This is a genomic window from Pararhizobium sp. A13 (assembly GCF_040126305.1).
Classification (GTDB): domain Bacteria; phylum Pseudomonadota; class Alphaproteobacteria; order Rhizobiales; family Rhizobiaceae; genus Pararhizobium.
On sequence record NZ_CP149510.1, the window covers coordinates 3,096,795 to 3,109,103 of the forward strand.

Annotated in this window: 11 protein-coding genes and 1 tRNA gene; 10 read left to right on the top strand and 2 right to left on the bottom strand. The window is 60.5% G+C overall.

All coding sequences use genetic code 11. The annotated features are described in order from the left end of the window. Positions 1 to 109: 109 nt before the first annotated feature. Complete coding sequence (locus WI754_RS15305) at positions 110 to 1,084, top strand: GlxA family transcriptional regulator (RefSeq protein WP_349434321.1); 975 nt, start codon at positions 110 to 112, stop codon at positions 1,082 to 1,084. Positions 1,085 to 1,211: 127 nt separating this feature from the next. On the opposite strand, the gene WI754_RS15310 is transcribed toward WI754_RS15305, so the two are convergent. Next, a tRNA-Lys gene (locus WI754_RS15310) sits at positions 1,212 to 1,287 on the bottom strand. Between the two features lie 195 nt (positions 1,288 to 1,482). On the opposite strand from WI754_RS15310, the gene WI754_RS15315 reads away from it, so the two are divergent. Both WI754_RS15315 and WI754_RS15320 read left to right on the top strand, forming a co-directional pair. Further along, a complete protein-coding gene (locus WI754_RS15315) occupies positions 1,483 to 2,232 on the top strand; it encodes a cytochrome c biogenesis CcdA family protein (protein WP_349434322.1) in 750 nt (249 codons plus the stop codon). A 33-nt stretch (positions 2,233 to 2,265) separates the two neighbouring features. Next, positions 2,266 to 3,243, top strand: a complete 978-nt coding sequence (locus tag WI754_RS15320) for an AEC family transporter (protein WP_349434323.1) — start codon at positions 2,266 to 2,268, stop codon at positions 3,241 to 3,243. On the opposite strand, the gene WI754_RS15325 is transcribed toward WI754_RS15320, so the two are convergent. After that, positions 3,211 to 4,416: a UbiH/UbiF family hydroxylase gene (locus tag WI754_RS15325; RefSeq protein WP_349434324.1), complete on the bottom strand. Its 1,206-nt coding sequence runs from the start codon at positions 4,414 to 4,416 to the stop codon at positions 3,211 to 3,213. The genes WI754_RS15320 and WI754_RS15325 overlap by 33 nt on opposite strands. A 279-nt stretch (positions 4,417 to 4,695) precedes the next feature. Between WI754_RS15325 and pcsA the strand changes: the two genes are divergently transcribed. From pcsA to ytfQ, 7 genes are all read left to right on the top strand, one after another. Continuing rightward, positions 4,696 to 5,421: a phosphatidylcholine synthase gene (gene pcsA / locus WI754_RS15330; protein ID WP_037123731.1), complete on the top strand. Its 726-nt coding sequence runs from the start codon at positions 4,696 to 4,698 to the stop codon at positions 5,419 to 5,421. A 9-nt stretch (positions 5,422 to 5,430) separates the two neighbouring features. Then, positions 5,431 to 6,408: a quinone oxidoreductase gene (locus WI754_RS15335; protein WP_349434326.1), complete on the top strand. Its 978-nt coding sequence runs from the start codon at positions 5,431 to 5,433 to the stop codon at positions 6,406 to 6,408. Between the two features lie 52 nt (positions 6,409 to 6,460). Then, positions 6,461 to 8,035 carry an ABC transporter ATP-binding protein gene (locus WI754_RS15340; RefSeq protein WP_349434327.1) on the top strand — a complete coding sequence of 525 codons (1,575 nt, stop codon included), beginning with the start codon at positions 6,461 to 6,463 and terminating at the stop codon, positions 8,033 to 8,035. Continuing rightward, on the top strand, positions 8,025 to 9,119 hold the full coding sequence (locus WI754_RS15345) for an ABC transporter permease (protein WP_349434328.1): 1,095 nt from the start codon (positions 8,025 to 8,027) through the stop codon (positions 9,117 to 9,119). The genes WI754_RS15340 and WI754_RS15345 overlap by 11 nt, the downstream gene beginning before the upstream one ends. Beyond that, positions 9,119 to 10,039: an ABC transporter permease gene (locus WI754_RS15350; RefSeq protein WP_349434330.1), complete on the top strand. Its 921-nt coding sequence runs from the start codon at positions 9,119 to 9,121 to the stop codon at positions 10,037 to 10,039. The genes WI754_RS15345 and WI754_RS15350 overlap by 1 nt, the downstream gene beginning before the upstream one ends. A gap of 42 nt (positions 10,040 to 10,081) precedes the next feature. Beyond that, a complete protein-coding gene (locus WI754_RS15355; RefSeq protein WP_349434332.1) occupies positions 10,082 to 11,152 on the top strand; it encodes a BMP family ABC transporter substrate-binding protein in 1,071 nt (356 codons plus the stop codon). 166 nt (positions 11,153 to 11,318) lie between these two features. Continuing rightward, positions 11,319 to 12,281 carry a galactofuranose ABC transporter, galactofuranose-binding protein YtfQ gene (gene ytfQ / locus WI754_RS15360; protein WP_349434333.1) on the top strand — a complete coding sequence of 321 codons (963 nt, stop codon included), beginning with the start codon at positions 11,319 to 11,321 and terminating at the stop codon, positions 12,279 to 12,281. Positions 12,282 to 12,309 lie beyond the last annotated feature (28 nt).

A 12,309-nucleotide genomic window follows, 5' to 3' on the forward strand; every position in this document is an offset into this window, starting at 1 on the left:
ATCCGCAGGCCGAGCAGCACTGCGAATGGGAGGTCTCTTACCACCTCATCATGCCCCGAACGCCCACATTTCATTTGACATAAAGCGCAGAAGATTTGACATTTTTACCATGCCGCAAAAAGAGCCATCCGAACACGGCGTTTCTGTCGTCATCGTTGTCCTGCCGGAATCGTCGATCATGTCGCTCGCTTCCGTGCTGGATCCGATGCGCGCAGCAAATCGCGTCGCCGGGAAAGTGCTCTTCCGATGGAGAATTCTCTCTCCCGATGGTGAGCCGGTTCTTCTGACCTGCGGTGTCTCGATCGCCGTCGACGGCGTGTTTTCGGCGCGCGCGGCGGGCGATTTTCTGCTGGTGATCGGTGGCTTCAATCTGGAGCGCCACGCGGGCAAGGCGTTCATCGCCGGCCTGCAGACCTGCGCACGGCATTTTCCCGTCGTGGCCGGTATCGAATCAGGCTGCTGGCTGCTGGCACGCTCCGGTCTCGTCAATGGACGCTCGGCAACGGCGCATTGGGAGGAACTGGAGGATTTCGCTCTGACGTTTCCCGACGTGTCGGTCAAGGCCGATCGTTTCGTCACCGACGGCAAATTCTGGACCTCGGGTGGGGCGTCGCCAACCTTCGACATGATGCTGCACATGATCAGGCAGCGATTCGGCTCGGCCGTTGCGCTCGATGTGGCGAGCATCTTCGTCTATGACGAAACGCATGCGCCATCGGACGCGCAGCCGCTGGTCTCGCTCGGCCGCATGGAAGCGCTCGATCCGGAACTGGCTCGCGCCATCCGGCTGATGGAACGCACGCTCGACCGGCCGCTGTCGATCGCAGCGCTTGCCCTGCGAGCCGGCCAATCCCGTCGCAAGCTCGAAATGCGCTTTGCCAAGGCGCTCGGCGTGAGCCCCGGCACTTACTATCTGCGGCTTCGCCTGCAGGCGGCACATCGGCTGGTCAGCGATACGGAGTTGAGTGTCCGCGACATCGCACTTCGCTGCGGCTTCGACAGCCTGTCGTCCTTCTCCCGCGCCTTCAAGCATCAATACGGCGAAAGCCCGCTGAAACTGCGGCAAGGCAAGGGGCGTCAATGACAGGCTTCATCGCGAAAAAATCAACGTCTCCACCGTCATGGCTATGGTCTGGAATGCCCGAGGTTGTCACCCATGTCTTAGTAGGGACAAACTGTCACCTATGTCTCCGGGTCGGACAAAGATTTTATGGTGAGCGCGCAGGGATTCGAACCCTGGACCTACTGATTAAAAGTCAGTTGCTCTACCGGCTGAGCTACGCGCTCCCAGAAACCGGGGCGTTTCGTGCCCGGCGGAAGTGGGCGGACATATGCACAGCGGGCTTGTTTTGGTCAACCCAAAAAACAGGCGAAAAGTGTAAATTCGATGATTTGCAAGGAGATCGCCAAAAGGTGATTGGTTTGGCGGCGACATCGGCGCTAAGACGGCGCGAGCGTGTTGCAGGCTGGAGTTCTTAACTGGTGTCGATCGCTGATATTTCCGTCTGGACCGCCATTTTGGCGGGCGCGCTGTCCTTTCTGTCGCCCTGTGTACTGCCGTTGGTGCCACCCTATCTCTGTTATATGGCGGGCATTTCGGTCGATCAGTTTCGCGGCGGCGAAAGTGAGGCCGCCATTGCCGGCACGCGGCGCGCGGTGTTCGGAGCGGCCTTCTTCTTCACGCTGGGCTTTGCCACCGTCTTCGTGGCGCTCGGGGCAGGGGCGTCCACCATCGGCCTCGTGCTGCGCCAGCATATCGACATCCTGTCGCGCATTGGCGGCATCGTGATCATTATCATGGGCCTGCATTTCCTCGGTGTCTTGCGTATCGGCCTGCTCGGGCGGGAGGCGCGTTTCCAGGGTGGCGGAAAGCCAGCGACGCTGTCCGGCGCCTATATTATGGGGCTTGCCTTCGCCTTCGGCTGGACGCCCTGCATCGGCCCCGTGCTCGGTACGATTCTGGGGGTGGCCGCCGCGCGCGATACGGTCGGCGATGGCGCGATGCTGCTGGCGGTCTATTCGCTGGGCCTGGCGATCCCCTTCTGGATCGCCGCCGGGTTCTCCGGCGCTTTCATGAGGTTCCTGTCGCGCTTCCGCCGCCATCTCGGCCTGGTGGAAAAGCTGATGGGAGTCTTCCTGATCCTTGCGGGCCTTGCCTTCGTCTTCGGCTTCATCAGTTCGATGGCGATCTGGTTCCAGGAGACCTTTCCTGTGCTGATGCAAATCGGCTAAGCACAGGCTTCACACAGAGGCTCCGCGGAAAAGATGGCCGAAATATCCGGTTTGGTATTACCGTTCTTCGGTCTGATCTTCCTTGGCTATCTGACAGCCAGGGTGGCAAGGAATCCTGCCGGTGAGGGTGCGGGCGATGCCATGGGTTGGCTCAATACGTTCATCATCTATCTGGCACTGCCGGCGCTTTTCTTCAAACTGGTGTCGAAGACGCCAATCGAGCAACTCACACGATTCGATTTCGTCTTCGCCTCGATCTGCACCACCTATACGGTCTTCGCGCTCGTTTTTGGCGCGGGTTACCTCGTCCGCCGCAATTCGCTTGCCGAATCAACGGTGCAGGGATTGGCCGGCGCCTATGGCAACATCGGCTATATGGGACCGGGTCTCGCGCTCTTGGCGCTCGGCGAACCGGCAGCCGTGCCGGTGGCGTTGATCTTCTGCTTCGAGAACGTGCTGCATTTCATGGTGGCGCCCGCGATGATGGCGCTGGCGGGCGGTGAGAAGAGTTCGCCAGGCAAGCTCGTTTTCGGCATTGCCCGCAAAATCCTGCTGCACCCGTTCATCCTGTCGACGATTACCGGCGTGATAGCGGCTTCTGTTTCGTTCCAGCCGCCGTTGCCGGTTCAACGGCTGATTGACTATCTCGCGCAGGCAGCCGCACCTTGCGCCCTGTTTGCCATGGGCGCGACGCTGGCGCTACGGCCGCTGAAGCGTATCCCCGCCGAGCTCGGCTACATCGTTCCAGCGAAACTCATGCTTCATCCGGTGCTGATGTACCTGGTTCTGAGTTTTGTCGGTAATTTCGAGACGGTCTGGGTGCAGACAGCCGTGCTGCTGGCCTCGCTGCCGACGGCGACCAACGTCTTCGTCATCGGCCAGCAATATGGTGTCTGGCAGGAGCGGGCATCGGCGACGATCCTGATCACCACCGTCCTGTCGGTTGCCACGGTAACGGCGCTGCTTTACCTGATCGGTTCAGGCGCGCTGCCAGCCGATCTTTTCCCGTAAGGAACTGTGCAGCGTTTGCAAGGCGCTGCCGGGGTTCAGCCCCTCGTGCATCATCAGATTGCGTAGCAGCGGAACGCTGGCAAGAGCCTGCAGCCCGGCCGCGCGCAGCATCTGCACCGGCAGGAAATCGGACAGCAGTGACCGGTTGAGCAGATCGACACTGACGGTACGGGTCAGGATATCGGCTCGCCGTTTGCGGTCATAACGTGCGCCAAAATCGTCCGGGATGGTCGGGAGGTCGGAAAGCAGCGAGGTCGCCGCCATGATGTCGCGAAGGCTGAGGTTCAGTCCCTGCGCGCCGATCGGCGGGAAGGCATGTGCCGCCTCGCCGATGAGAATGGCGCGGTCCCTGCCGAAAGCCTTGGCAGCCATGCCGGAGAGCGGGAAGGATTGCGCCGTGCCTTCGATAGTGACTTTGCCCAGGATAGACTGCATGCACTGTTCCACCGCCAGCGAGAGTTCCTCGGATGAAAGCGCCAACGTTGCTGCGGCGGCGTCCGGCTTTTGCACCCAGACGAGGCTCGAACGCGGACCGGGCAGCGGTACTTGCGTGACCGGACCGTCCGGCGTGTGGAACTCGGTCGAGATGTTCTGGTGCGGGACCTGATGAGCGAAGTTGAGCACCACGGCGCTTTGCGGATAGGACCAGTTGCGGACGTTTATACCGGCCGCCCCGCGCACTCTGGATTTTCGTCCATCGGCGCCGACGACGAGATCGGCGGTGACGGCGCGGCCGTCGTTGAGGGTCAGGGTCGCCCTGTTGGCGTCGAATTCGATCTGCGCCAGGCTGGCGACAAGGCGTGTGAGCGACGGGCGGGTTTCGGCCTCGTTTTCCAGCAGCGATAGGAAGGGCGCATTGGGGATATTGTAGCCAAAAGCGTCGAGGCCCACTTCGGCGGCATGAAAGGTCACGGTCGGTGCACGCAGCAACCTGCTGGTGCCGTCAATAATGCGCATGGTGGAGAGCGGTGCCGCCAAAGGTTCGATCGCATCCCAGAGGCCCAGTTGCCGCACAAGATCAAGAGAGCGATCCATCAGCGCCGTCGTGCGCCCGTCGGGGCGTGCGGGCACCGGTGCGATCAGCACGACGCTACGCCCGGAATCGGTCAAGGCGAGGGCGGCGAGCGATCCGGCAAGCCCGGCGCCGACAACCGCGATTTCGAAGTGATCCATGACGTTCGTTTCCTGCTCGTGCTTGACGATGAACCAATCTTACCCGCCACCGCCCATGATGGGAATGGGGTGATGTGGCACAGGCGGCCGGGATGCGTCCACAGCTGATTCCCGCGCTTTTTGAAGGGCCTGTGATTTTTGCTGGCAGCCAAACTGAAACGGTGCATATTACCGCCAACACCGCGCGACAAGGCGGGTAAGGGAGCGTGGGCCCTCAACAGCGGCGGGTTTAGCATGCTTCGGGGGAAAGCGCAGAGTAAGGACAGGGTGCGTCTGCCAATGAAGTTTTTCAATTACAAGCGCGTGCCCTACGCCGAAATCCGTGCCTTCTCCGTCCATATCCTCACTGCATCGGGCTCCTTCCTGGCCTTTCTCGGCGTTGTTGCCGCGGCCGAGCACCGGTTCGTCGACATGTTCTGGTGGCTGGGTCTTGCGCTGGCCGTCGATGGCATTGATGGGCCGATCGCGCGGAAAGTGCGGGTCAAGGAAGTGCTGCCGAACTGGTCCGGCGATACGCTCGACAACGTGATAGATTACGTCACTTACGTCCTCCTGCCGGCCTTCGCGCTCTATCAGAGCGGCATGATCGGCGAACCCTGGTCCTTCGTCGCCGCCGGCGCCATCGTGATGTCGAGCGCGATCTATTACGCCGACATGGGCATGAAGACGGACGAATATTTCTTCTCCGGCTTTCCCGTCGTCTGGAACATGGTGGTGTTCACGCTGTTCGTCATCGACGCCAGCGAGATCGCGGCTTCGATCGTGGTCTTCGTCTCGGTCTTCCTGACCTTCATGCCGATCAATTTCCTTCATCCGGTCCGTGTCCAGCGGTTGCGATCGCTCAATCTTGCCGTCTTTGCCGTCTGGTCGGTGCTCGGCATCTACGCGCTGCTGCTGCATTTCGACACGCCCGGATGGGTCGTCGCCGGCGTTGTCGGCACCGGCCTTTATCTCTACGTCATTGGCTTTATCTTGCAGATATTTCCCCGTCTCGGGCGGGGTTGAGGAGGTTTCATGGCACAGGCCATTATGGTGCGCGCGCTTGGCGGGCCGGATGTTCTGAAAATCGAGGGGATCACGCTGACGCCGCCCCGCCCGGGCGAAGTCCAGATTCGCCAGGTCGCCGTCGGCGTGAACTTCATCGACGTCTATTTTCGCACCGGCCTCTATAAATCCACCGAGGGACTTCCCTTCATTCCGGGCAAGGAGGGCGCAGGCATCGTCACGGCAGTAGGCGATGGCGTCAGCACCTTCGCAGTCGGCGACCGTGTGGCCTATGCCTCCTCCGACGGTGCCTATAGCAGCGAGCGTAACATCGACGTTTCGCAGCTCGTCAGGGTACCTGATGATATCAGGCTGGAAACGGCAGCGGCGATGATGCTGAAAGGCATGACGGCTCAGTATCTGCTCAATCAGACTTTCAAGGTCGGTCCGGAAACCACCCTGCTGTTCCATGCAGCCGCAGGCGGTGTCGGCCTGATCGCCGGACAATGGGCGAAGGCGCTCGGCGCAACGGTGATCGGCACGGCCGGCTCACAGGAGAAGATCGACCTCGCGCTCGCCCATGGTTATGACCACGTCATCAACTACAGCACGGATAATTTCGTCGCCCAGGTCAAGGAGATCACCAACGGCAAGGGTGTCGATGTCGTTTATGATTCGGTCGGCCGCGATACGTTTCCGGCATCGCTCGACTGCATCAAGCCGCGTGGTCTCTGGGTCAGCTTCGGCAATTCCTCCGGGCCGGTCGAAGGCGTCAATATCGGCATCCTGGCGCAAAAGGGATCCTTGTTTGCAACGCGGCCGACCCTGTTCAGCTACGTCTCGACGCGGCCTGCTCTGGAGGCGTGTGCAAACTCCCTGTTTGATGTTGTGCAAAGCAACAAAGTGCGTATCAATATCAACCAGACCTATGCGCTTGCCGATGCAAGCAAGGCGCATACGGATCTCGAAGCAAGAAAAACGAGTGGAACAACGTTGCTGATTCCGTGAGAGAAGCCGAAAAAGGCAGACAGGGCAGCAAGATAAAGAAAATGAGGGCGGCGTGTCGGCTGACGCACAACCTGCCAATGGTCCATTGCTGGCTGTTGGCCAACTGACGAAACTGTTCGGCACATTCGCTGCCTGCAACGGCATCGATCTCGATATCAAACCGGGTGAAATTCACGCGCTTCTCGGCGAGAACGGCGCCGGCAAATCGACGCTCGTGAAGATGCTGTTCGGCGTTCTGGCGCCGACGAGCGGTGAGATCGTCTGGCAGGGAAAGCCCGTACGGATCACCAGTCCGAGTGCCGCGCGCAAACTCGGCATCGGGATGGTGTTCCAGCACTTCTCGCTGTTCGAGGCGCTGACGGTTGCGGAAAACATTGCGCTGTCAATGGCGCCTGGCATTTCGCTGAACCGCATTGCCGAGGAAGCCTCCGCGCTGTCGCACAGCTATGGACTGCCTCTCGATCCGAAGGCGCATGTCGCAGACCTCTCGGTCGGCGAGCGTCAGCGCATCGAGATCGTCCGCGCGCTTCTGCAGAATCCAAAGCTGATTATCCTCGACGAGCCGACCTCCGTTTTGACGCCGCAGGAGGCCGACCGGCTGTTCGAGACACTGAACAAACTCAAGGCCGAAGGTCGATCGGTCCTCTATATCAGCCATCGGCTGGAGGAGGTTCAGCGGATCTGCGACCGTGCAACGGTCTTGCGGCACGGCAAAGTCACCGGCGCCTGCGACCCGCGCCGGGAAACGGCCTCCTCGTTGGCGCGCATGATGGTCGGCAGCGATGTCGCGCATGTGAGCGCGGAGGGAACGAGCACGAAGGGCGCAGTGAAGCTGGAGGCGCGGCATCTGTCCGCTTCCGCTAGAACGCCGTTTGCCGTTTCGCTGAAGAACATCTGTCTCAAGGTTCATGCTGGCGAAGTCTTGGCGATTGCCGGCGTTGCAGGCAATGGTCAGGGCGAATTGTTCGATGCGCTGTCCGGCGAATATCCGGCTGGCAGCGATGACGTCGTGCGCATCGCGGATAAACCTGTCGGAACACGCGGTATCAGTGCCCGCCGGCTGATGGGCGCCGGCTTCGTGCCGGAAGAGCGCCATGGCCATGCGGCGGTCTCGGCTCTTTCGCTGTCCGACAATCTCGTGCTCGCGCGCAGCCAATCCGATCGTCGGGCCTTCCTCGGCGGTGGCGTGCTTGGCCTCATCCGTCAAAATGCGGTGAAAGCGGCAACCAGGCGCATCTCGGAAGCCATGGACGTGCGCAAGAGCGGCGAGAATCCGCCTGCCGGCTCGCTGTCCGGCGGCAATTTGCAGAAATTCATCGTTGGCCGCGAACTCGACCGCCAGCCGACGGTGCTGGTTGTCAACCAGCCGACCTGGGGTGTCGACGCGGGCGCAGCCAGCCGCATTCGCCAGGCGCTTGTCGATCTCGCCAAATCCGGCTCGGCCGTACTCGTCATCAGCCAGGATCTGGACGAGATTTTCGAAGTTGCGACCGAGATCGCCGTGATCAGCGAAGGCAGGCTTTCGGATATCTATCCCGCGTCCGAGCTCTCGCGTGAAAAGATCGGATTGCTGATGGGTGGTATGTACGGCAAGACCGAGACCGCGGAGACGGCACATGCGCATTGAACTGGAAAGACGGCCGAACGTCTCCAAACTATTTTCGATCCTGTCGCCTGCTATTGCGCTTGTCTTGACCATGATCTTCGGCGGCATCATGTTCCTGCTGCTCGGCAAGAACCCGGTGACCGCGCTCTACAGTTTCTTCATCGAACCGCTGATGGAAGTGTGGTCTCTGCATGAACTGGCAATCAAGGCGGCCCCCCTGATTTTGATCGGCGTCGGCCTTTCCGTCTGCTACCGGTCGAACAACTGGAATATCGGTGCAGAAGGGCAGTTCATCATTGGCGCGATTGCCGGCTCGATCCTGCCGGTGGTCTTCAATGAATGGCATTCGCCGCTGGTGCTGCCACTCATGCTGTTGCTCGGAATGCTGGGCGGCGCGCTGTTCGCCGGCATTCCTGCATTCCTCAAGGCGCATCTCAACACCAACGAAATCCTGACCAGCCTGATGCTTGTTTATGTCGCGCAGCTGTTTCTGGACTGGCTGGTGCGCGGCCCCTGGCGCAATCCGGGTGGCATGAATTTTCCAGAGACGCGGACCTTCGATCCGGTTGCCGTCCTGCCTGAGATGATCGCCTCCGGACGAACGCATTGGGGCTTCGGCTTCGCCATCCTCGCGGCCATCGCCATCTGGTTCATGATGCGCTACACGCTGAAGGGGTTCGAGATCACCGTGCTCGGCCAGTCCGAGCGGGCAGGGCGCTTCGCCGGTTTTTCCTCGCGCAAGATGATCTGGTTTTCGATGCTGCTCTCCGGCGCGCTCGCCGGCCTTGCGGGAATTTCGGAAGTCAGCGGTGCGATCCAACAGTTGCGCCCCGTCATTTCGCCCGGTTACGGATTCACCGCCATCATCGTCGCCTTCCTCGGACGGCTCAATCCTTTGGGGATCGTCGTGGCCGGTCTTGTGCTGGCACTCACCTATCTCGGCGGCGAGGCAGCGCAATTGTCGCTTGGTGTCTCCGACAAGGTGACCCGCGTCTTCCAGGGCTTGCTGCTCTTCTTCGTGCTCTCCTGCGACACGCTCATTCACTACAAGATCAAGCTCGTATGGTCGAAGCTGACGGCCGCCGCGACGGACGGAGCGCGTTGATGGGAATTTTCGAAGCCATCCTCCTAACAGTCATTACCGCTGCAACGCCGCTGGTTTTGGCGGCCGTCGGGGAGCTCGTCACGGAACGTTCCGGCGTGCTCAATCTTGGCGTCGAGGGCATGATGATCATGGGGGCCGCCTGCGCCTTCATCGCCACGCAGATGACGGGATCGCCTTATGTCGGCATTCTCGCCGGCATTGCTTCGGGCGCCTTGTTCTCCCTGCTGTTCGGTTTCCTTACTTTGACGCTGGTGGCAAATCAGGTTGCGACGGGACTGGCGTTGACCATCCTCGGTCTCGGCGTATCCGGCATGATCGGTGAGGCCTATGTCGGCCAGTCCGGTATCAAGCTGCCGCAGATCGTCTTTCCGGTTCTGTCGGATATCCCGTTTCTCGGTGCCCTGCTGTTCAAGCAGGATCTGATCTTCTACCTCTCGATCGCTGTCGTCGCCGGCGTCCACTGGTTCCTGTTCAGGAGCCGCGCCGGACTGAAGCTGCGCTCCGTCGGCGATAGCCACGCCTCGGCCCATGCGCTTGGCATCAACGTCATCCGCATGCGCTATCTCGCCGTCATGTTCGGCGGCGCCTGCGCCGGGCTCGCCGGCGCGCAGTTGTCGCTGGTCTACACGCCGCAATGGGTGGAAAACATGTCGGCCGGGCGCGGCTGGATCGCGCTGGCGCTGGTTGTCTTTGCCTCATGGCGACCGTGGCGGGTGGTTGCCGGCGGCTATCTGTTTGGTGCGGTTTCGATCAGCCAGTTGCACGCCCAGGCGTTCGGCATCGGGATTCCCTCGCAGTTTCTTTCTGCTCTTCCCTATCTGGCGACGATTGTCGTACTAATTCTCATCTCGCACAATCGGCGCACGACGCTGATCAACACGCCGGCATCGCTCGGTAAACCGTTTGTGCCGGACAGGTAAACAAGAACAACAACCAAATTCCAAAAACCTACAGGGGTCACAATGAAAAAAATTCTCTTCGCACTCGCAACCACGGCCGCCGTGATCGGCTTTTCCGCCGCGGCAAGCGCACAGGAAAAAGCCAAGGTCTGCTTCGTCTATGTCGGTTCGAAGACGGACGGTGGCTGGACGCAGGCCCATGACCTCGGCCGTCAGGAACTCGAAAAGGCGCTCGGCGACAAGGTCGAGACGCAGTTCCTCGAAAACGTTCCGGAAGGTCCGGATGCCGAACGCGCCATCGAGCGTCTGGCCCGCTCCGGCTGCGGCCTGATCTTCACGACGTCTTTCGGCTTCATGGATGCGACGGTCAAGATCGCCGCGAAATTCCCGGACGTGAAGTTCGAGCATGCCACCGGCTACAAGACGGCTCCGAATCTTGCGACCTACAACAGCCGCTTCTATGAAGGCCGCTATATCCAGGGCCAGATCGCTGCGAAGATCTCGCAGAAGGGCGTTGCCGGTTACATTGCTTCCTTCCCGATTCCGGAAGTGGTGATGGGCATCAACTCCTTCGTCACCGGCGCTCGCACCATCAACCCTGACTTCAAGATCAAGGTCGTCTGGGCAAACACCTGGTTTGACCCCGGCAAGGAAGCCGACGCTGCCAAGGCACTGATTGACCAGGGTGTCGATGTGCTGACCCAGCACACCGACACGACGGCGCCGATGCAGGTTGCTGCCGAGCGTGGCATCAAGGCCTTCGGTCAGGCCTCCGACATGATCAAGGCAGGCCCGGAAACGCAGCTGACCGCGATCGTCGATACCTGGGGCGCCTATTACATCAAGCGCACACAGGCCTTCATCGACGGCAAGTGGGAGACCACGTCGAGCTGGGACGGCCTGAAGGACGGCATCCTGACGATGGCGCCTTACACCAACATGCCGGATGATGTGAAGGCGATGGCTGAGGCGACCGAAGCCAAGATCAAGTCCGGTGAGCTTAAGCCCTTCACTGGCCCGCTGAAAAAGCAAGACGGTTCCGAGTGGCTGAAGGTCGGCGAATCGTCCGATGACGGCACGCTGCTCGGCATGAACTTCTACGTCGAAGGTGTTGACGACAAGCTGCCGCAGTAAATTCGGCATCATTTCGTGTGCAATCAGGGAGGGTGGCCGCAAGGCTGCCCTCTTTCGATTCTGGCCGGGAAAATTTCGCAAACCGCGCAAAATCGGGTTTACATAAGTCATATAGTATGATTTTTTATCCTCGCTGCTGAGGAGCAGCTTTCTTTGGGAGGACATCATGAAAATCAAGACTGCACTTAGCTGTGCCACGATTCTGGCTGCCTGCATGTTTGGTTCGGCCTCTGCTGCCGATCTGACGATCGGTTTTTCGCAGATCGGCTCGGAATCCGGCTGGCGTGCCGCTGAAACCACGCTGACGAAACAGCAGGCAGAAAAGCGGGGCATCGACCTGAAATTCGCCGACGCACAGCAGAAGCAGGAAAACCAGATCAAGGCACTGCGTTCCTTCATCGCACAGGGCGTCAATGCCATCCTGATCGCCCCGGTTGTGGCGACCGGTTGGGATGAAGTGTTGACGGAAGCCAAGGACGCGGAAATTCCGGTGATCCTGCTCGACCGCACGGTCGATTCATCCGATGATCTTTACCTGACGGCAGTCACGTCCGATCTCGTTCACGAAGGCAATGTCGCCGGCAAGTGGCTGGTCGATACCGTCGCGGGAAAGCCGTGCAATGTCGTCGAGCTTCAGGGCACGACCGGTTCATCCCCGGCGATCGACCGCAAGAAGGGCTTCGAGGAAGCACTGAAGGGCCACGATAATCTGAAGATCGTTCGCAGCCAGACCGGTGACTTCACCCGCACCAAGGGCAAGGAAGTCATGGAAAGCTTCCTGAAGGCGGAAGACGGCGGCAAGAACATCTGCGCGCTCTACGCTCACAATGACGACATGGCCGTCGGCGCGATCCAGGCGATCAAGGAAGCCGGCCTGAAGCCGGGCACGGACATCCTCGTCGTTTCGATCGACGCCGTTCCGGATATCTTCCAGGCCATGGCCGCGGGCGAAGCGAATGCCACCGTCGAACTGACCCCGAACATGGCGGGCCCGGCACTCGACGCGCTCGACGCCTTCCTGAAGGATGGTACCAAGCCGGCGAAGTGGATCCAGACGGAATCGAAGCTCTACACCCAGGCCGACGATCCCCAGAAGGTCTACGAGGAGAAGAAGGGCCTCGGCTATTAATTAGCCGCCGGCCGTCGCAAGACCGTGA

What these genes read in the sequence shown, in the direction of transcription:
- WI754_RS15335 (WP_349434326.1), top strand. Translation starts at nt 5,431, where the DNA reads ATGGCACAGGCCATTATGGTGCGCGCGCTTGGCGGGCCGGATGTTCTG.
- pcsA (WP_037123731.1), top strand. Translation starts at nt 4,696, where the DNA reads ATGAAGTTTTTCAATTACAAGCGCGTGCCCTACGCCGAAATCCGTGCC.
- WI754_RS15305 (WP_349434321.1), top strand. Translation starts at nt 110, where the DNA reads ATGCCGCAAAAAGAGCCATCCGAACACGGCGTTTCTGTCGTCATCGTT.
- WI754_RS15320 (WP_349434323.1), top strand. Translation starts at nt 2,266, where the DNA reads ATGGCCGAAATATCCGGTTTGGTATTACCGTTCTTCGGTCTGATCTTC.
- WI754_RS15345 (WP_349434328.1), top strand. Translation starts at nt 8,025, where the DNA reads ATGCGCATTGAACTGGAAAGACGGCCGAACGTCTCCAAACTATTTTCG.
- WI754_RS15350 (WP_349434330.1), top strand. Translation starts at nt 9,119, where the DNA reads ATGGGAATTTTCGAAGCCATCCTCCTAACAGTCATTACCGCTGCAACG.
- WI754_RS15355 (WP_349434332.1), top strand. Translation starts at nt 10,082, where the DNA reads ATGAAAAAAATTCTCTTCGCACTCGCAACCACGGCCGCCGTGATCGGC.
- WI754_RS15325 (WP_349434324.1), bottom strand. Translation starts at nt 4,416, where the DNA reads ATGGATCACTTCGAAATCGCGGTTGTCGGCGCCGGGCTTGCCGGATCG.
- ytfQ (WP_349434333.1), top strand. Translation starts at nt 11,319, where the DNA reads ATGAAAATCAAGACTGCACTTAGCTGTGCCACGATTCTGGCTGCCTGC.